Annotated in this window: 20 protein-coding genes; 8 read left to right on the forward strand and 12 right to left on the reverse strand. The window is 70.5% G+C overall.

Annotation, left to right across the window (positions count from 1 at the left end):
- Window positions 1–29 precede the first annotated feature (29 nt).
- The 3 genes from JHY01_RS20080 to arfB are packed head-to-tail and all read left to right on the forward strand — an operon-like array spanning window position 30 to window position 1,727.
- A complete protein-coding gene (locus tag JHY01_RS20080) occupies window positions 30–215 on the forward strand; it encodes a hypothetical protein (RefSeq protein WP_205327464.1) in 186 nt (61 codons plus the stop codon).
- A 39-nt stretch (window positions 216–254) separates the two neighbouring features.
- Window positions 255–1,298, forward strand: coding sequence for a hypothetical protein (locus JHY01_RS20085; protein ID WP_205327465.1), 1,044 nt, complete (start codon window positions 255–257; stop codon window positions 1,296–1,298).
- Between the two features lie 9 nt (window positions 1,299–1,307).
- Window positions 1,308–1,727, forward strand: a complete 420-nt coding sequence (gene arfB, locus JHY01_RS20090; RefSeq protein WP_205327466.1) for an alternative ribosome rescue aminoacyl-tRNA hydrolase ArfB — start codon at window positions 1,308–1,310, stop codon at window positions 1,725–1,727.
- Here arfB and JHY01_RS20095 read toward each other — a convergent pair.
- The 4 genes from JHY01_RS20095 to JHY01_RS20110 are packed head-to-tail and all read right to left on the reverse strand — an operon-like array spanning window position 1,724 to window position 4,353.
- The gene (locus tag JHY01_RS20095; RefSeq protein ID WP_205327467.1) at window positions 1,724–2,683 is read right to left on the reverse strand and encodes a family 43 glycosylhydrolase; all 960 of its coding nucleotides are present in this window, start codon (window positions 2,681–2,683) and stop codon (window positions 1,724–1,726) included. The genes arfB and JHY01_RS20095 overlap by 4 nt on opposite strands.
- A 10-nt stretch (window positions 2,684–2,693) precedes the next feature.
- Complete coding sequence (locus JHY01_RS20100) at window positions 2,694–3,305, reverse strand: YigZ family protein (RefSeq protein ID WP_205327468.1); 612 nt, start codon at window positions 3,303–3,305, stop codon at window positions 2,694–2,696.
- The gene (locus JHY01_RS20105) at window positions 3,305–3,952 is read right to left on the reverse strand and encodes a response regulator transcription factor (RefSeq protein WP_205327469.1); all 648 of its coding nucleotides are present in this window, start codon (window positions 3,950–3,952) and stop codon (window positions 3,305–3,307) included. Before JHY01_RS20105 ends, JHY01_RS20100 begins: the two co-directional genes overlap by 1 nt.
- 26 nt (window positions 3,953–3,978) lie before the next feature.
- Window positions 3,979–4,353 (reverse strand): hypothetical protein, encoded by a 375-nt coding sequence (locus JHY01_RS20110; protein ID WP_205327470.1) that lies wholly within the window; start codon window positions 4,351–4,353, stop codon window positions 3,979–3,981.
- A 487-nt stretch (window positions 4,354–4,840) separates the two neighbouring features.
- Between JHY01_RS20110 and JHY01_RS20115 the strand changes: the two genes are divergently transcribed.
- The 4 genes from JHY01_RS20115 to JHY01_RS20130 all read left to right on the forward strand — a co-directional run bounded on the left by JHY01_RS20115 (window position 4,841) and on the right by JHY01_RS20130 (window position 8,587).
- On the forward strand, window positions 4,841–5,776 hold the full coding sequence (locus JHY01_RS20115) for a LysR family transcriptional regulator (protein ID WP_205327471.1): 936 nt from the start codon (window positions 4,841–4,843) through the stop codon (window positions 5,774–5,776).
- A gap of 96 nt (window positions 5,777–5,872) precedes the next feature.
- Window positions 5,873–7,216 (forward strand): UDP-N-acetylglucosamine 1-carboxyvinyltransferase, encoded by a 1,344-nt coding sequence (locus JHY01_RS20120; protein ID WP_205327472.1) that lies wholly within the window; start codon window positions 5,873–5,875, stop codon window positions 7,214–7,216.
- A gap of 43 nt (window positions 7,217–7,259) precedes the next feature.
- Window positions 7,260–7,823, forward strand: a complete 564-nt coding sequence (locus JHY01_RS20125; RefSeq protein ID WP_205327473.1) for a hypothetical protein — start codon at window positions 7,260–7,262, stop codon at window positions 7,821–7,823.
- A gap of 200 nt (window positions 7,824–8,023) precedes the next feature.
- Window positions 8,024–8,587: a PadR family transcriptional regulator gene (locus tag JHY01_RS20130; RefSeq protein ID WP_205327474.1), complete on the forward strand. Its 564-nt coding sequence runs from the start codon at window positions 8,024–8,026 to the stop codon at window positions 8,585–8,587.
- Here JHY01_RS20130 and JHY01_RS20135 read toward each other — a convergent pair whose 3' ends face one another.
- Window positions 8,588–9,955 (reverse strand): Hsp70 family protein, encoded by a 1,368-nt coding sequence (locus JHY01_RS20135; protein ID WP_205327475.1) that lies wholly within the window; start codon window positions 9,953–9,955, stop codon window positions 8,588–8,590.
- Between the two features lie 483 nt (window positions 9,956–10,438).
- Between JHY01_RS20135 and JHY01_RS20140 the strand changes: the two genes are divergently transcribed.
- A complete protein-coding gene (locus JHY01_RS20140) occupies window positions 10,439–10,780 on the forward strand; it encodes an RNA polymerase-binding protein RbpA (protein ID WP_205327476.1) in 342 nt (113 codons plus the stop codon).
- A gap of 62 nt (window positions 10,781–10,842) precedes the next feature.
- Here the strand turns inward: JHY01_RS20140 and JHY01_RS20145 are convergent, their stop codons facing one another.
- The 7 genes from JHY01_RS20145 to JHY01_RS20175 all read right to left on the reverse strand — a co-directional run bounded on the left by JHY01_RS20145 (window position 10,843) and on the right by JHY01_RS20175 (window position 18,385).
- On the reverse strand, window positions 10,843–11,394 hold the full coding sequence (locus JHY01_RS20145) for an FxsA family protein (RefSeq protein WP_205327477.1): 552 nt from the start codon (window positions 11,392–11,394) through the stop codon (window positions 10,843–10,845).
- On the reverse strand, window positions 11,391–12,182 hold the full coding sequence (locus JHY01_RS20150) for a polyprenol monophosphomannose synthase (RefSeq protein ID WP_205327478.1): 792 nt from the start codon (window positions 12,180–12,182) through the stop codon (window positions 11,391–11,393). Before JHY01_RS20150 ends, JHY01_RS20145 begins: the two co-directional genes overlap by 4 nt.
- Window positions 12,183–12,194: 12 nt before the next feature.
- Window positions 12,195–13,904 (reverse strand): apolipoprotein N-acyltransferase, encoded by a 1,710-nt coding sequence (lnt, locus tag JHY01_RS20155; protein WP_307814512.1) that lies wholly within the window; start codon window positions 13,902–13,904, stop codon window positions 12,195–12,197.
- Between the two features lie 525 nt (window positions 13,905–14,429).
- A complete protein-coding gene (locus JHY01_RS20160; RefSeq protein ID WP_205327480.1) occupies window positions 14,430–16,019 on the reverse strand; it encodes an amidohydrolase in 1,590 nt (529 codons plus the stop codon).
- 13 nt (window positions 16,020–16,032) lie between these two features.
- The gene (locus JHY01_RS20165; protein WP_240193029.1) at window positions 16,033–16,788 is read right to left on the reverse strand and encodes an amino acid ABC transporter ATP-binding protein; all 756 of its coding nucleotides are present in this window, start codon (window positions 16,786–16,788) and stop codon (window positions 16,033–16,035) included.
- A complete protein-coding gene (locus JHY01_RS20170; protein WP_374199556.1) occupies window positions 16,785–17,567 on the reverse strand; it encodes an amino acid ABC transporter permease in 783 nt (260 codons plus the stop codon). Before JHY01_RS20170 ends, JHY01_RS20165 begins: the two co-directional genes overlap by 4 nt.
- 32 nt (window positions 17,568–17,599) lie before the next feature.
- On the reverse strand, window positions 17,600–18,385 hold the full coding sequence (locus JHY01_RS20175; protein WP_205327482.1) for a transporter substrate-binding domain-containing protein: 786 nt from the start codon (window positions 18,383–18,385) through the stop codon (window positions 17,600–17,602).
- Window positions 18,386–18,550: the final 165 nt, after the last annotated feature.

Consider the following 18,550-nt stretch of genomic DNA (forward strand, 5'->3'; position numbering starts at 1 on the left):
ATGTCCCGACTCCTCCTGCCCTCGGCCTCGTGGTCCGAGTGCCACGCGGCGAGCCGCAACCGCCGCGCACCGCCGTCGCCATCGACGTCCGCTCCTGCGACACCGAACTGCGCAGGTGCAGTAGCGATCCCACCGTCCGCGACGATCCCAACCATCCGGCCGACAGCGGCACCGCTGACGGCCGGCTCCACGAACTGCTTGACTCCGCGCCGTAAACCCCTGCCACGCACGACCATTGATGGCAGAATCAGCCGGTGCTCTCCAACCCGCTTCACTCCCCCGTCGGCTCCCCGATCCACACCGTCGCCGCGCTCCAGCACAACGCCGGGAACCAGGCCACCGGCGGCATCTGGCGGGTCTCCGGGCCCGGCGGGGACGCGGTCCTCAAGCACCTCACGCCCGACGGCGACGGCTTCGAGCACTGGGAAGCCTCCGCCGACCCTAGGCACTGGAACTTCTGGCAGCGCGAGTACCTCGCGTACATGTCCGGGTTCGCGGCCTCCTACGGCCGGGAATCCGGGATCGGCACGCCCGCACTCCTCGCCGCCGGGGAACGGCCCGACGGCAGCCGCGAACTGTGGCTCGAAGCGGTCGACGGCGTCCACGGCCGCCACTGGACCGTCCCGATGCTCGCCGACTTCGCCCACCGCCTGGGCGTTGTCCAAGCGCTGCACCGCGACAGCCCCGAGCAAGCCTGGCATTCGCGGCGGTTCCTGCGCCAGTACGCCGGCCGCCGTGACTACCCCGGCATTCCGTGGGACCAGGCGGCCGCGGCCGCACACTGGCCGCGGGACACCCGCGAGGGACTGCGCCTGATCTGGGAACGCCGCGACGATCTCTTCGCCGTCGCCGAGAGCCTGCCGCAGACGATCTGCCACCTCGACGTGTGGCCGATGAACCTCGTCCAGCGCGAGGGCCGACCAGTCCTCCTCGACTGGTCCTTCACCGGACGGGGCGCCATCGGCGAGGATGTCGCGAACCTCATCGCGGACACGTTCTTCGACGGCCTCCAGCCCGTCGACCGCCTCGCCGAGACTGAAGCGCTCGTCACCGACGCCTACCTCGCCGGCCTCGCCGAGACCGGATACTTCGAGCGCGAAGCGACCCGAAAAGCCATCGCCGCCACCGGCGCCGCCAAGTACTGTTGGCTCGCCCCGGCAATGCTCACCCGCCTCGCCGCGGGCCGACCGATCGCCAGCGCCGACTACGACGCCGCCGGGGACGCGGCGGTGCTCCAGCGGCGCCGCCCGATCTTCGACATGCTCGTCCGCTGGTCCCGCACCGCCCTCGACCTCTGAGAGACCGCCATGCCCGTCCAGATCACCGAGACCGTCGCCATCCCCGACAGTGAACTGCGGTGGCGATTCTCGCGGTCCTCGGGCCCGGGCGGCCAAGGCGTCAACACCACCGATTCACGGGTGGAACTCGTGTTCGATCTGGCCGGCACGAAGGCGCTGCCGCCCGCGCTCGTCGAACGAGCGCTCGCGCGCCTCGGCGACCGGCTCGTGGACGGCTCGGTGGTGATAGCCGCGTCGGAGTTCCGCTCCCAGCTGCGCAACCGCGAGGCCGCCCAGGAGCGCCTCGCCGAACTCATGCGGCGGGCGATCGCCGCACCACCGCCCCCGCGCAAGGCCAGGAAACCCTCGAAGGGCGCGAAACGGCGGCGCCTGGAGGACAAGCGCCGCCGTTCGGACGTCAAGAAGCTGCGCCGCAGCACCGATGACTAGTTCTCGGGCAGGGGCTCCCCGAAGTCGGGCGTGCCGTCCTCGTTCCAGCCGAACGGCTGGACGCGGCAGTGCCGGTCGGGGTTGTCGAGCGGGTCGCCGACGATCTCCTCGTAGGCGCGGGCGTGGAAGACCAGGAGGTCGTTGCCTGCTTCGTCCACGGTGAAGGCGTTGTGGCCGGTGCCGTAGATGCCGTTGGCCTCGCTGGTGGTGAAGACGGGCAGCGGGTGCTTGGTCCACGAGGCGGGATCGAGGAGGTCGGCTTCAGCGTCGGCGGTGAGCAGGCCCAAGCAGTACTCGGCTCCCGTGCCCGAGGCCGAGTAGGTGATGAAGACCTTGCCGTTGCGGACCAGCGCGTACGGGCCCTCGTTGACGGCGAAGCGGATGGTCTCCCACGGCAGTTCGGGACGCGAGAGTTCGACGGGCGCGCCCTTGATGGTCCAGGGGTTCGCGAGTTCGGCGAGGAACAGGCTGGTGTTTGAGCCTTCGAGCCCGGGATCGTGCTGTGCCCAGCAGAGATAGCGGGTCCCGTTGTGGGCGAAAGTGGTCGCGTCGAGGGAGAACGAGTCGACGGGGGTCTCGATCTGCCCCTTCTCGGTCCACTCGCCGGTCAGCGGGTCGGGGTTCCGGTTCTCCAGGACGTACATGCGGATGCGCCAGACGTCGGCGGTGGCCGATTCGGCCTCTCCGGCCGCGAAGTAGACGTACCAGGCGCCGTCGATCCAGTGCAGTTCCGGCGCCCAGACGTGGGAGCCCATGGGGCCTTCGGGGTGCTGAACCCAGATGGTGGTCTCTTCGGCGTCGCGGAGCCCCAGCAGGGTGTCGGCGGCGCGCAGCACGATCCGGTCGTAGGCGGGCACGGTTGCGGTGAAGTAGTACCGTCCGTCGGTGTGCCTGGTGATCTGCGGGTCGGCGCGTTCGAGGATGAACGGGTTCGGCAGCATCTTGTTATCGGTCACAACGGTGATGCTACAGCTCCACCCGGAGCGTCCCCGCGGGCTCCACCTCCGCGGCTCCCGCCGACTGGGACGCGAGCCAGTCCACCAGCAGCTCCACGTCCGAGCAGGCCAGGTCGAAGCGCACCTCGGCACCAAAGTCGACGCCGACGAGGCGCACGTCCTCGCGCAGCCGCAGCAGGCCTTCGAGGCTCCCGGCCAGGCCGTAGTCGACCCGGACGTCGAGCCGCTGCCAGTGCGCCAGCTCGACGACGCCCGCCGCGTCGATCGCGGCCGACACCGCCGCGCCGTACGCGCGCACGAGACCGCCCGCGCCGAGCTTCACCCCGCCGAAGTGGCGGGTGACGACCGCCAGCACGTCGGTCAGGTCGCGCCCGCGCAGCACCTCGAGCATCGGGACCCCGGCGGTCCCGGCGGGCTCGCCGTCGTCGTTCGAGCGGGCAGCGCGGCCGTCGTCGAGGACGTAGGCGGTGCAGTTGTGCGTCGCGTCCCAGTTGGCTTTCCGGTGCGCGTTGATGTGTTCGCGCGCTTCGGCATCGGAGTCGATCCGGTAGAGCGTGCAGATGAACCGGGACCGGTTGACCACGGTCTCGGTCTCGGAGCGGGCGACGGCCAGGGTGCGCATCAGCCCACGACGCCGTGCTCCCAGGCCCACGCCGCGATGCCCACGCGGTTGCGGACCCCGAGCTTCGCGCGCACGGCCTCCAGATGCGTCTTGACGGTGGAGACCGAGACGAACAGGGTCTCGGCGATCTCGGCGTTGGTCTTGCCGCGGGCCACCAGCTCGACGACGTCCAGCTCACGCTCGGTCAGCACGTGCGAGGCCTTCGGGCCTTCGGGGACGGGCTCGGTGAGCCGTTCCAGGAGGCGCACGGTCACCGACGGGGAGATGAGCGACTCCCCGCTCGCGGCCGCGCGGACCGCTTCGACCAGGAGGGTGGGCCCGGAGTCCTTGAGCAGGAACCCGGTCGCACCCGAGCGCAGCGCGCCGTACACGTACTCGTCGGTGTCGAAGGTGGTCACGACCACGATGCGCGGACCGGTGCCGTTCGCTCCCGCCAGGAGCGTGCGGGTGGCTTCGAGGCCGTCGAGGCGCGGCATGCGGATGTCGAAGAGGCACACGTCGGGCTTGAGCCGCCGCGCCTCCGACACCGCGACCACCCCGTCGGGGGCGTCCGCCACGACTTCCATGTCGGGCTGGGCGTCGATGATGGCCCGGAACCCTGCCCGGACCATCTCCTGGTCGTCTGCGATCAGCACTCGGATTGCCACGCCCCGAGCCTAACCGGCGGTGGCCGCTAGGCGGCGGCGCCCGCCAGTTCGCGCTCGCGCACCACAGGCGCCTGCACCGGCTCGGCGACCGGGGCCGGGCGGACCGGCACCACCGCAGTGGCCTCGGCCTCGCGCTCGAGGACGGCCTGGCGCCGCGCCGACCGCTGCCGGATGGCGAAGGTCGTGGTCACCAGGAACAGCCAGGTGCCCTCGAGGAGGATGAGGCCCCAGTCGTGGCCGATGATCGCCGCGGTGAGCAGGATCGAGCAGGCCGAGATGACCAGGAGCAGCGAGGCCGGCTTGGTCGCGTGGATCCGGTGGGTCTGCAGGAGCAGGAAGTTCGTGATGTACAGCAGCGCGCCGATGATCTGGAACATGATGCGGATGTCGAAGTCGTGCATGGAGAATCCTCGAGAGAACGTGAAGCAGGCAGGAAGGCGCCCCGCACCGGCGATGGCGCGGTGGCGAAGAATGAGAGAGAGGAGGACCGAGGAGTTACGGAGTCACGGCCGGGTGGCCGTTCGGTCTGCTCCGCGCGCAGACCTCCAACACGGCCCCTCGCAGGACTCGCGTCTGAAGCGACCCGCAGATGCAGCGGGTCCACACCGTCACACCGGAGGCGCTGTGATGCCGGGACACGGTCGTCACCGGATCATCGTCGGGCCAACCGCAAAACGGGCAGCACTGCATGACCGCGTCCTCCTTACAGGGCTTCGGGTTTCGTTCTAGGAATGAGCGCCGGCCGAACGCCGCCCCCGGCGGCGATCGCGCACTGTTCTCACGCTCAATACGAGGTTAAGGTCCTAATCGTCCGGGCTACAACACCTCGGTGACGCTAGTTTGCGAAACTCATCGTGAAGCGAACACTTAAGCGATTGGGGCCACACCGTGATCGACCTGAGGAGACTGCACGTGCTGCGGGCGATCGCCCACCACGGCACCGTCTCCGGCGCTGCGAAAGCCCTGCACATGTCCACTTCAGCGGCGTCGCAGCAGATCCGGCTGCTCGCCAAGGACCTCGGCGTGCCGCTCCTCGAACCGGTCGGACGCGGTGTCAGGCTCTCCTCGGCGGCGCAGGTCCTCATCGCCCACATCGACGCGATCGAGGCGATGTGGCGCCTGGCCGAGGCCGAACTCCAGGCCACCGAAGGCGAACCGTCAGGGCTGCTGCGCCTGTGCGGGTTCCCCACCGCGATCGCGACGCTGCTCGCACCCCTGGTCGACACCGCCCGGGACCGCTACCCCGCGCTCGAGCTCCGACTGCGCGAGGCCGAGGCCTCGGAGAGCTTCGACCTGCTCTTCGCGGGCGAGGCCGATCTCGCGCTCGTCGAGGCGACGCCCGACAACCCGCCTCCCGAGGACATCCGCTTCGACGCGCAGACGGTGTTCAACGACCCGTTCGACCTCGTCGTACCCGGCGGCCACTGGTGCGCCGGCAATCCGGCGGTGGACCTGCGCGAGGTCGAGCGCGAGCCGTGGATCATCGGCGTGCCCGGGTCGATGCACCGCCGCCACGTGCTCACCGCCTGCTCGAACGCCGGGTTCCGGCCCACTGTCACCGGCGAGGCGCGCGAATGGAACGTCATCGCGGTCATGGTCGCCCACAAGATGGGCGTCGCGCTCATCCCCCGCCTCGTGGACCTCCCCCATCACCTCGATCTGGTGCGGGTCCCCGTCTCGGGGCCGTTCACGCCGTTCCGGCACTTCCAGGCCGTCACGCTGCGCGGCGGCGCACGGCGGCCCTCCGTCGCCGCCGTCATGGAGCTGCTGGACGAGCAGGTGCGGGCCGCGGAAGGCATCGGACCGCTTCCCGAAGCCCCTTAGCGGGCGGCGCTCGTTCCACGTACACCGGTACTGAGCTGGGGCGACCAGTGAACGTGATTGCCTCTACTGGACACTGAACTCCGTTACGCTGAGCGAATGTTCGACTACGGCGGCGAACCCGCGACCACCGGCCCCCGCCACCTGCGCGTGCGCGGAGGCGCCACGCTCAGCGGGTCCATCGACGTGAAGACCTCCAAGAACGCCGGCGTGGCACTCCTGTGCGCCAGCCTGCTCAACCGCGGCCCCACCGTGCTGCGCCGGGTCGCCCGCATCGAAGAGGTCAACCGCATCCTGCGGGTCCTCGACTCGATGGGCGTCGAGCACGAATGGCTCGGCCCTGAGGGCGACCTCCGCATCCAGCCGCCCGAACGCCTCGACCTCACCCGCATCGACGTGGACGCGGCCCGCCGCACCCGCTCGATCATCATGTTCCTCGGGCCGCTCCTCCACGACTACACCGAGTTCGACCTGCCGTTCGCGGGCGGGTGCGAGCTCGGCGACCGCACCGTCGAGCCGCACCTCACCGCGCTGCGCCGCTTCGGCCTGTCCGTCGAACGCTCGCACGGCTGCTACTGCGCCACCGTCAAGGAGAACGTCGAGGCACCCGGCGCGATCGTCCTGACCGAACGCGGCGACACGGTCACCGCGAACGCGATCATGGCCGCCGCCCGCTTCCCCGCGGTCACCGTCATCCGCAACGCCTCCTGCAACTACCAGGTGCAGGACCTGTGCTGGTTCCTCGAGAAGCTCGGCGTGCGCATCGACGGCATCGGCGCCACCACGCTCACCGTCTACGGCCGTGCCGAGATCGACATGCCCGTCGACTACGCGCCTGCCGAGGACCCGATCGAGGCCTGGAGCCTCGTCTCCGCGGCGATCGTCACCGCATCCGAGATCACCGTGCGCCGTACCCCGATCGAGTTCGTCGAGATCGAACTCGCCCTCGCCGAGGAGATGGGCCTGGCCTACTCCAGGAGCGACGAGTACCTGGCCGCCAACGGCCGCACCCGTCTCGTCGACCTCACCGTCCACCCCTCGCCGTTGCGCGCCGCGGCGGACAAGATCCACCCGATGCCGTTCCCGGGCCTGAACATCGACAACCTGCCGTTCTTCGCGCTCATCGCCTCCTGCGCCGAGGGAGGGACGATGATCCACGACTGGGTGTACGAGAACCGCGCGATCTACCTGACCGAGCTCAACCGGCTCGGCGCGCAGGTGCGCCTGCTCGACGCGCACCGCCTCCAGGTCCAGGGGCCGGTGCGGTGGAGTGGCGCCGACATCGTGTGCCCGCCCGCGCTGCGCCCGGCCGTCGTGCTGCTGCTCGCGATGCTGCGCGCGCAGGGCACTTCCGAACTGCGGCACGTCGACGTGATCCACCGCGGCTACGAGCAGCTCGCCGAACGGCTGCAGCGGCTCGGAGCCGAGATCGCCCCGTTCTGAACCACGGTCGCGACGCCCGCGACCGTATGTGACACTTCAATTCATGAACTTGCCCTCCGATGTGCCGCCGCAGACCTTTGCGCTCCTGAGCCTCGTCCAGGCTCACCTCAAGCACCTCGACAAGGTCGCGGGCGAGGTCATCGACAGTCCGCAGTGGGAGGCGACCATCGAGTCCACGAAATCCGTGGTCGCCGCCAAGTCCCCCGGGCTGGCGATCACCGCCGCGGACATCCCGATGATCGTCGGCACCGGCTCGCCCGACCGCAAGCGCCGTCTCTACTCGACGATGCCCGTGCGCCCCGAGATCGCCGCCCTCGCCGACGAGTCCGAAGTGGCCCTGTTCGCCTACAACCGGCGCGGCCGCCTCCAGCCCGCCAATCGCACCGCCGCGAAATCGCAGGCCCGCCCCTGGTACCCGCCCGCGAAGGCCCTCGCCCCCATGCGGATCATCGACGACGCCGTCTGGGAGCCCGTCGTCGCCGCGACCGGCGACAGTGGCCGCCCGAGCATCATGGAGGCCGCCGCCGGATGGCTCGTGCTCCTGGCCGTCATCGCCTTCCTGGCCGCCGCAGGCTATCTGCTCCTCTGGTACTTCGACGTCATCTGACCCCTCGACAGGCCACCACCGAGCCTCCTGTTTCCGCTGCTCAGCACGTGAACCAGGAGGCTCTTCCGTGCGCTGTCCTTCTTGGTGAGTGCGCGGGCGCAGCCCGTGCTCGTGCTTCCAGACGGCGGATCCCGTTGACTGACAACGAGGTTTTCTACCTCGGAGTCGATATATCTTGTCATAACTGCCATAATGGAGGCATGTTGAAGATGGCCATACTCGGATTCCTGCGGGACTTCCCGCTCCACGGCTACGACCTCAAGAACCGGGTCGCCAGCCTCGCCGGACACGTCCGGCCGATCGCCGACGGGACGCTCTACCCAACGATCAAGAAGCTCGAGGACGCGCAGTGCCTGACCCGGCGCACCGCGCCCGGGTCGGTCGCCGCACCGCGCCACATGCTCGAGATCACCCAGACCGGCACCGACCAGCTGCGCCGGTGGCTGCGCGACCCCGAGCCGGGGTTCATCACCGACGACAACAAGTGGTACGTGCTCCTCGCGTTCCTGCACCACCTCGAGAACCCGCGCGAGCAGGCGCTCGTCCTCGCGCGCAGACGCGAATTCCTCGACCATCCCGCGCAGCTGTTCTTCGACGAGCAGGGCGCACCCATCCCGCCCGAGCGGCTCGAATCACCGTTCCGCAAGGGCCTGATGCAGATCCACCGGTCGACGAACCTCACCGAGATCGACTGGCTCGACCGCCAGATCGGGGACCTCAACCGCCGCGCCGGCTTCGCGGTCCACCAGCGCGACGGCGCCTAGCTAGCCGTTGAGGATCGACGAGAGCAGCACGAAGAAGACCACGATCAGGATGATCACGGCCGCGCCGGTCACCAGGACGGCCGGCTCCTGCGTCAGGGGCCGCTTCGCGTTCACCGGGTGCTGCTGCGGCTGCTGATACGCCTGCTGCGGGGCCGGGGCGGGCTGCTGGTAGCTCGTCTGGGGCGGCAGCATCTGCGGGGCCTGTACGGGCGCCTGGACCGGCGGGCGGGGTGCCGACATGTGCCCGGCGGGCGAGACGGGGCCGCCCGAGGTGGGGCGGGTCAGCGGCTGGTCGGCCGGGGCCGGGCCGGAGGCGGCGCGCACGGCGCCTTCGACGACGACGGTCTCGGGCTGCTCGAAGGTCTGCGGCGGCACGCCGAGCTTGGAGTGGATGAGCTGGGAGATCGCGGGAATGCGCGAGGAGCCGCCGACGAGGAAGATGCCGACGAGGTCGGCGGGGTTCATGCGGGCGGCCTGGATGGCGCGCTGGAGGCAGTCCACGGTGCGCTCGAGCGGCGGGCGGGCGATCTCCTCGAACTCGGCGCGGGTGAGGTGGGCGTCGACCTCCAGCGCGGGGAGGTGGATGTCGGCGCTCGCGGTGCGCGAAAGGGTCTCCTTGGCGCCGCGCACGTCCTCGTAGAGCATCCGGCGGTAGCGGCGGTCGCGGTCGTCGGCGGGGCTGAGGAGGCGCTTCCAGTCGTCGGGGTGGGAGGCACCGTAGGTCTTGCCGAGGTGCTCGACGATGCCGTGGTCGAAGTCGAGGCCGCCGATGTCGCCGATGCCCTCTTCGGCGAGGACCTCGAACCCGGTCTGGGTGCGGCGCACGACGGTGGCGTCGAACGTGCCGCCGCCGAGGTCGTAGATGGCGAGCGAGCGCCCGGGCGGGACGGCGGTGCCGAGCACGGACGTGAAGTAGGAGGCCGCGGCCACCGGCTCGGGGATGAGCTGGGGGGCGGGGAGCCCGGCGAGGCGGGCGGAGTCGACGAGGATGGCGCGGCGGCGCTCGCCCCAGCGGGCGGGGTGGGTGAGGCGGACCTGGCCGGGCATCTGGCCGGCCTGGCGCTGGGCCTCAAGGGCGACCTGCTGCAGCACGTACGCGAAGACCTGCGGGACCGGGATCTCGGAGGTCCCGAGGAAGAGGGACCCGTCGTCGATGCGGCGCTTCGGGTTCGGTTCGAAGCGGGCGGGGTCCATGCGGGCGTTGCGCTCGGCGTCGCGGCCGACGAGCATGCGGCCGTCGGAGTTGTAGTAGACCGCCGAGGGCAGGATCGGGGCACCGTCGAACAGCAGGGGTCGTACGCGTCCGTCCGCTGAGCGGAGCACGGCGACCGTGTTCGAGGTTCCGAAATCGATTCCAAGCACGTGCATGTGAGAACTCTCCTTCTCGGCGATGCTTGCGAGCCGTAAATTCGCCGAGTCTGGTGCACACCTTACTGGGCGCGTCCACGACGGATGCGACCCGTTCGGTGTGCACCAGTCGCTCACGCCCCGTTCGCACCCGCCTGACCGGAAGGGGTCGGACGGCGTTTGCCACCGGGGAGTTCCGGCGCGGAACGGGACGAGCGGCATCTCACGTGCTCGGTCGCGCGGATACGGCCCGGTGTTGTGTCACACTTCAAGGGGACGTCCGTGGGCGGCCGCAGGAGCGCCGGGCCACACTTGGGGGTCCGCATCGCGAGCGCGGCGCCTGGGAACGGCGGTGCCGGGAAGGATCCGGCCGCGTCCCGGCGTTGTACGAAAGCGAAAACCCTCAGGAATCGGCGTGATCGGCTGGGGGAATGCGCCGGCCCAGGGCTGACCGGGTCGGCGGCGTGTGGCAAAGCGAATGCTCCAGAGGAAGTGCAGGGGAACATGGGCGACAGAATGCTGAGGGGCTCCCGTCTCGGCGCCGTCAGCTACGAATCGGACCGCAACACGGAGCTGGCCCCGCGCCAGACCCGCGACTACGTCTGCCCGCAGGGGCACCGCTTCGAAGTGCCGTTCGCGGTCGAAGCGGAGATCCCGTTGACGTGGGAGTGCCGTCTCGACGGTTCGACGGCCAAGCTGGTCGACGGTGAGGAGCCGGAGACCAAGAAGGTCAAACCGCCGCGCACCCACTGGGACATGCTGCTGGAGCGCCGCTCGATGGAGGAGCTCGAGGAGATCCTCGACGAGCGCCTGCAGGAGATGCGCGCCCGCCGCGGCGAGCGCTAAGCGGTGCGGGCGTTCGGCGGTGCCGCCGAGCGCTCACGAGAAGGCCAAGCCCTGCAAGGGGCTCACGGGCCCGGGTCGATGGACCTGGGCCCGTTTTTCGTGTCCCCGTGCTTCACCGGCGCATCGGCGTCGAAGCCGCGCTCGCCGGTCCTGCGGTCGTCTGCGCTGCGCTCGTCGATCACGTCGCCGTCGATGATGTCGCCGCCGCCGAAGCGCATCACGGGGGCGCTCGCGGCGAGCCAGCGGCCGAGGCCGCGGAAGAGCAGGCGGGTGGGCGGGAAGAGCAGCAGCAGGCCGACGAAGTCGGTGACGAATCCGGGGACGATGAGGCACGCGGCTCCGGCGAGCGCGTACCCGTTGGGCAGTTCCCGGGAGGGGTCGCCGCCGGAGTTGAGGTAGTCGCGGGCGGCCCGGAAGGACTTCCTGCCCGCGTACTGCACGAGGACGACGCCGAGGGCGGTGGTGCCCGCGAAGATCAGGACGGTGTAGAAGAAGCCGATGAGGTAGGCCAGGCCGAAGAAGGCGGCGGCCTCGGCGATGACCCAGACGGCCAGCGCGAGCCGGAAGGCGAACGGTGCGCGTTTGGGTGCGGCTGGAGGCTGCTGGTAGGTCACCCTTCGATTCTGCCACGCCGGAGGGCGCGCCTGAGTTGGCGTGCGCGGTGGGCGAGGCCCCAGCGGCTCACGTTCCAAAGGGCCTCAACGGTGATGGCGCCGCTCATCTTGGAGGCGCCGGCGCGGCGTTCGGTGAAGACGATGGGGACTTCGCGGATGTCGAAGCCGGCTTTGACGGCGCGCCAGGTGAGGTCGATCTGGAAGCAGTAGCCGACGGAGTTGACGGTGTCGAGTTGGAGCTTGTGGAGCGCGTCGAGGCGGTAGGCGCGGTATCCGGCGGTGACGTCCTTGACGCGGAGGCCGAGCATGGCGCGGGTGAAGACGCCGGCGGCGCGGGAGAGGGCGAGGCGGTGGAGGGCCCAGTTCTGGACGGCGCCGCCGGGGATGTAGCGGGAGCCGATGGCGACGTCGGCGCCGTCGTCGAGGGCGGTGAGGAGTCGTGGCAGGTCGGCGGGGTCGTGGGAGCCGTCGGCGTCCATTTCGACGACGGTGCGGTAGCCGTGGCGGGTGGCCCAGTCGAAGGCGGCGAGGTAGGCGGCGCCGAGGCCCTGCTTCTCGGCTCGGTGGAGGACGTGGACGCGGTCGTGCTCGGCGGCGAGGGTGTCGGCGAGCTCGCCGGTGCCGTCGGGTGAGGAGTCGTCGACGATGAGGATGTCGATGCGGTCGCACCCGGCGAGTGCGGCGGCGACGGTGGTCTCGATGTTGTCGCGTTCGTTGTACGTCGGGATGGCCACAATGGCCGGACTGGTGTCGTTGCCGGCGGGGCACCGGTCCGGTGTCTGGCTCATGGTGTCGGCTTTCTAGGTCTGGCTGCGGCGGTGCTTGAGATTGATCAAGAAGGCGCAGGCCAGGGCCACCAGTGCCGCTCCGGTGAGGACCGCTTCAGGAAGGATACCCACTGTGGAGGCCGGAGTCGAGCGGTCGGACAGGGTGAGGTCCGATTGGATGACGGCGGCGGTGTTGAACTCGGTGGCCTGGAAGACCTCGCCGGTGTGGTCGGTGAAGCCGGAGACGCCGACGGTGGAGGCCATGAGGCCGTCGCGGCCGTGCTCGATGGAGCGGAGCTGGACCATGGCGAGCTGCTGCTTCGCTTCGTTGGCGTCGAAGGTGGCGTTGTTGGTGCCGACGGCCATGAGCTGGGCGCCGTCGAGGACGGAGGCGCGGGTCTCGGCGTCGAAGGCGATCTCGAAGCAGATGAGGCCGGAGAGGGTGTAGTCGCCGACTTCGACGATGCCGGCGTTCTGGCCGTGCTCGAATCCGGCGACGTTGTCGAGGCCTTCGGACATGCGCGGGTCGATCCAGCCGGCGACGGTGCTGAAGAAGGCCTTGTAGGGGACGTATTCGGCGAAGGGCACGGGGTGGCGCTTGGAGTACATGTAGACCGGGCCGTCTTCGGGGTCCCAGACGATGGTCATGTTGGCGCGGGTGCCGTCGTCCTTGTGGACGATGCCGCCGAGGACGATGGGCGCGCCGATGGCGGCGGCGGCCTGGCTGATGCGGTCGTAGGCGTCCTCGTTGGCGAGGGGGTCGATGTCGGAGGCGTTCTCGGGCCACATGACGAGGTCGGGTCGGTCGGCGCGGCCTTCGTTGACGGCGTCGGCGAGGTCGAGGGTGGCCTGGACGTGGTTGTCGAGGACGGCGCGGCGCTGCTCGTTGAAGCTCAGGCCGAGGCGCGGGACGTTGCCTTGGACGACCGCGACGTTGATCTGCTCGCCGTCGGGGGCGGTCGCGTCGATCGGCAGTGCGAGGGGGGCCAGCGCGGTGAGTGCGGCGGCGGCGGTGAAGGCGGCGGCCCGGCGGATGCCGGCGGTACGTCGGGGCGGCGGTGCCGATTCACGGCTCGCAGGCAACCTCGGCGACGCTTGCGAGCCGTGAAGGTGTACAGCGAGCGCGAATCCGGCGGCGAGGAGGAAACCGCCCGAAAGGGCGACGAGGAAGCTGAGGAAGGGCGCGCCGCCGAGCCAGATCGCGGCGGCGGTGGGCGAGTCGGCTTGGCTGAAGGCGAGGTTGCCCCAGGTGAAGCCGCCGAAGGGCTGGCGTGCGCGTAGGGCTTCCTCGGCGACCCAGGCGACGCCGGTGAGGGGGGCCCAGGTCCAGCGGTGGGTGTCGATGAGGCGTGAGCAGGCGGCGAGGCCCATGCCGAGCAGGCCCGTGGCGAGGGCTTCGAGGCCGCACAGGAACAGCCAGGGCCATTGGCCGACTTGGGTGGAGGACCAGGCGAGGAGGGGCAGGAAGAACGCCATGCCGTAGACGAAGCCGACGCCGAGGCCGCCGCGGAGGCGGCGGCGGTGAACGGCGGCGCCGAAACCGGCTACGGAGACGGCCGCGAGGGGCCAGGCGCCGTAGGGCGGGAAGGCGAGCACGGCGAGGAGGCCGGAGGCGATGGCGAGCACGAGCGCGGCGGGGAGGGTGAGGCGGCGGCCGAGCGGGGAGTCGGTCAGCAGGAGCGGACGGCGCTTCGGCGCGGGGGGCGCCGCCTCGGGCGTCGGGGCGGCTTCGCGGTCGATCACGGTGCTCAAGTAGGGCGCTCCTCGCTGATACGCGGTGCTGCTGGGCCGCGGTGCGGCCGTTGGCGAGGGGCCCCTCGCCTAGCCGGTCGGGGCTCTAGCGTACTGCGGGGTACGGCAAAGGGGCGTAGCTGTGTCCGGCTACGCCCCTCGCACGGGTTTCTCCCAGTCCCTGTACGGCCGGTGTCCCCTGCGGCGTCAGCTGGTGACCTTCGGACCAACTCGCACCCGTCTGGCTGAGCGTCTACGAGCTGTTGTCTAGGGATCTCCTGCGTCTGCTGCGGGTCCACCACCGGCGACCGGCTCGCCTTACTCCGCCGACCCCCGCGATCTGGACCTGGCCGCCGGTAGCAGTGCGGCCGCGCTGCCACCTTGTCCAGTCTGCGTGGGAGCAAAGCAAGTCGAGTCGCCCCCGACGTTCGGCGGGCTTCCGATTCCGGTCGTCCGCCGAGGACCAGACCACCGTAAGCCAAACTGCGCCGATGGCGTCAACCGGGTCGGATTTTTGGTCCCACAATTTTTCTCGCGTCAAGCGGGCCGGTGAGTCGTGGCTGGCCAGGCCCCCGACCAGATCAGCAGGCCGTCGGCGATGGTCATGGAGCACTTCGGATCGGGGACGTTCGGATCACCCAAGTCGGGAAGTCCCCCGTCCGTGAGCTCCCACACTGTGAAATTCGCGCGCGTGTTCGGGGCGAGCGCCCCCGCGTCGTCGATGCCGAGGGCCCTCCAGCCGCCCCTGGTGGCCGCGCTGAAGGCCGCGGCCATCGGAAGGCGCGACACCGGGTTGCGGTGGCGCACGGCGGCTCTCACGCCGCCCCAGGGGTCCAGGGCGGTCACCGGGGAGTCCGACCCGAAGGCGAGGGGGACGCCGACGCCGGCGAGCTTCGAGAACGGGTTCGCGGCGAGGGCCCGGGCGCGCCCGAGCCGGGTCGCGTACATGCCGTCGGGGCCGCCCCAGGCGGCGTCGAACGCGGGCTGCACGGAGGCGTGGACGCCGTGGTGGACCATGCGGGCGATGAGCGCGGTGTCGAGCAGTTCCGCGTGCTCGATCCGGTGGCGGGCGTGGCGGATCGCGTCGAGGCCGAGCACGGGTTCGACCGCGTCGAGGCCGTCGAGGACGCATGCGATCGCCCCGTCGCCGATGGCGTGGAAGGCCGCGGGGAGGCCCGCCTCGTGACAGTCGAGGAGGTGGCCGGCGACGTCGTCGACGCTCAGGTACTGGGCGCCGAGGGTGTCGGCGTCGCGGTAGGGCTCTCGCAGGAGCGCGGTGCGGGCCCCGAGGGAACCGTCGGCGGAGAGGTCGCCGCCGCAGCCGTGGGCGCCGAGGTCGCGGGCTTTCGCGGCGGCGCGCAGCTCGCCCCACCAGCCGTGGACCGACGGCGTGTCGGGCCGCTGCCCGAGTTCGACGAGACCTTGGAACTCCTTCTCCCCCAGTGGGTCGGCGGCGACGGGGATGAAGTGCTCGACGACGGCGGCGATGCCGCGCCGCGCGGCCGTGGCGAGCGCGTGTTCGGCGAGTGCGAGTCGCTGGCCGACCGGGACGCGGGTGCCGAGGGTGGCGCGGGCGGCCTTGTGGGCGGCGCGGGTGAGCACGCCGGAGGGGTCGTAGCCGTCGTGCTCGGCGAGTTCGGGGTGCTCGGCGAGGAGGCGCGGCGTGGCGATGCCGGTGTGCCCGCAGGCGCGCGAGAGGTAGGCGAGGCGCCCGCCCGCGGCGCGTTCGATCGCCGCGCCGGACGGGAGTGCCGGGTCGCCCCAGGTGGTCTCGTCCCAGCCCCCTGCGAGGATCAGCGCGTCGGCGGGCGTCGAGCGGGCGAACGACTCGAGGTGCTCGAGCACGGCCGCGGCGGAGCGGTCCTCGGCGAAGTGCAGGCCCGCGAGGGCGCCGCCGGTGGCGGTGAGGTGGACGTGGGAGTCGACGAACGCGGGCGTCACGAGCCCGCCGCCGAGGTCCTCGATGCGGTCGGCGGCGGGAGCGTCAACGTCGGGGCCGACCCACTCGATGCGGTCGCCGACGGTGAGCAGGGCCGTCGCGTCGGGACTCGTCGGGCTCAGCACGCGGCCGCCGCGCCACAGGACGCGCGGTGCCGTTGCAGGACCGGTCTTCTGGAGGAGGCTCATACCTCCCATGATGTCAGTCGACGGGGTGCAGGACGCGGTGGAGGAAGGTGCGGGCCCGTTCGGTCTTCGGGTTCGAGAGGACGTCGGCGGGCGGCCCGGACTCGACGATGACGCCGCCGTCCAGGAACAGCACCCGGTCGGCGACCTCGCGTGCGAAGCTCATCTCGTGCGTGACCACGAGCATCGTCATGCCTTCGGCCGCGAGGCCCTTCATGACCGACAGGACCTCGCCGACGATTTCGGGGTCGAGGGCGCTGGTGGGTTCGTCGAAGAGCATGAGCCGGGGTTTGACGGCGAGCGCGCGGGCGATGGCGACGCGCTGCTGCTGCCCGCCGGACAGCTGCGAGGGCTTCGCCTGCTCCTTGCCTTCGATGCCGACCTCGGCCAGGAGCCGTCGGGCTTCGGCGACGGCCTGCGCTCGGGGGATCTTGCACACCCGCACCTGCGGCACGACGAGGTTGTCGAGGATCGTCATGTGGCTGAACAGGTTGAAGTGCTGGAAGACCATGCCGATGTCGCGGCGGGCGAGGTCCAGGTCGGCGTCGGGGCCGGTCATGTCGTGCCCGGCCGCGATGATGGTGCCCTCGGTGGGGGTCTCCAGGAGGTTGACGCAGCGCAGGAGCGTGGACTTGCCGGACCCGGAGGGGCCGATGAGGCACACCACTTCGCCTTCGGCGATCTGGAGGTCGATGCCTTTGAGGACCTCGTTGTCGCCGAAGCGCTTGTGCAGGCCCTCGATCTCGACGATCGGGGTCGCTTCGGTGTTCATCGGGCTTCTCCTCGCTTCTCCAGGCGGCGGGCCAGCAGACCGAGCGGGATGGTCAGCAGCAGATAGAGCAGGCCGCCGACCAGCAGCGGGGTGGCGTTGGCGTTGGCGGTCAGCTCGTTGCGGGCGAACTTGGACAGCTCCATCGTCGAGGTGGTGACGCCGAGGACGAACACGAGGCTGGAGTCCTTGGTGAGCATCACGAGCTCGTTCGTCAACGGCGGGATGACGATCCGCAGCGCCTGCGGCAGGACCACGGTGATCATGGTGCGGGTGTGGCTCATGCCCAGCGACCGGGCCGCCTCGACCTGTCCCTTGGGGACGGCCTGGATGCCGGCGCGGACGCTCTCGGCGATGTAGGCCGAGGAGGTCAGGCCCAGGCCGATGGCGACCTGGCCGTAGACCCCGCCGGGGTACTGGATGCCCGGGAAGGCCTGCGGCACACCGAATCCGACGAGGAACAGCACCAGCAGCGCGGGCAGGCCGCGGAAGATCTCGACGTACGCGGTGGCGAACCACCGGTAGGGGCCGAACGCCGAGACGCGCATGAGCGCGATCGGCACGCCGACGACCATGCCGAACACGAACGCGAGCGCGGTGTAGACGATCGTGTTCCAGAACGGGGTCCACACCGCCGGGAACATCGCGGCGGCGATGTCGATCTGGAAGAACGAGTCGGCGATGCGGCCCCAGTCGGCCACGACCGCCAGCACGATGACGATCGCGGCGAGCACGGTGTACTGGACGGCGCGCGCGAGTCGCTGCCGCCGCGCGGGCGTCATGCGGCGGTCGGCGGTTTCGGTGTCGGCGTCCACTACTGACCGGCGTCCCCGGTGTAGGGCTCACCGATCCACTTCTCGTAGAGCTCGGCGTAGGTGCCGTCCTCGAAGGCCTGGGTGAGCATGGCGTTGACCTCGTCGAGGAGCTCCTTGTCGTCCTTCTGGACGGCGAAGCCGTAGTGCTCGGCGGTCTCGATGGGCTGGACGAGCGTGAAATCGGTGCCGTCGCCGATCATGGCGCTCCAGGTGGCGAGGTCGGCGATCGAGGCGTCCACGGAGCCCGAGGAGAGCGCGGAGGCGATGTCGCCCATGGTCTCGAAGGCGACGGGCTCGTAGCCGTACTCTTCGGCGTGCTCGTTGGCATAGGTCTCGCCGGTGGTGCCGGACTGGACGGCGACCTGCAGGCCGGAGAGGCCGTCGAGGCCCGCGACGGCCGAGCCGGCGGGGACGACGAGGGCCTGGTCGGCGCGGTAGTAGGCCTGGGACATGCCCATGGCCTCCTGGCGCTCCTCGGTGATGGTGAGGCCGGCGGCGGCGATGTCGCAGGTGCCGGCGTTCAGGGCCGAGCCCGAGCCGATGGAGTCGAAGTCGATCTCGACGACCTCGACGGTCTGGTCGAGCCGCTCGGCGAGGAGGTTCATGAGGTCCATGTCGAAGCCGACGTACTCGCCGCCGTCCAGGTATTCGAAGGGCTCGAACGGCACGTTCGTGCAGACGGTCAGGGTGGAGTCGTCGCCGGATTCGGACGTGCATGCGACGGCGGCCAGCCCGGTCCCGATCAGGGCCAGGGCGGCGGCGGCGCGACGGGCGTTGGTGTTCACCTGAGGGCTCCTCATAGTTCGCTGATGCGCCGATCATTCCGGTCGGACCCTCCCATCGTTGTTCCAGCTGGTGGAAAATGTGGCAGGTTTCGCACGAAAAGAGCCGGCCGAATCGGTGTTCTCACGCAGCGTCAGGGCCGCGGCAATGCCGATTCATGGCTCGCA

The organism is Glycomyces sp. YM15, assembly GCF_016918015.1.
In the GTDB taxonomy this organism is placed as follows: Bacteria; Actinomycetota; Actinomycetes; order Mycobacteriales; family Micromonosporaceae; genus Glycomyces.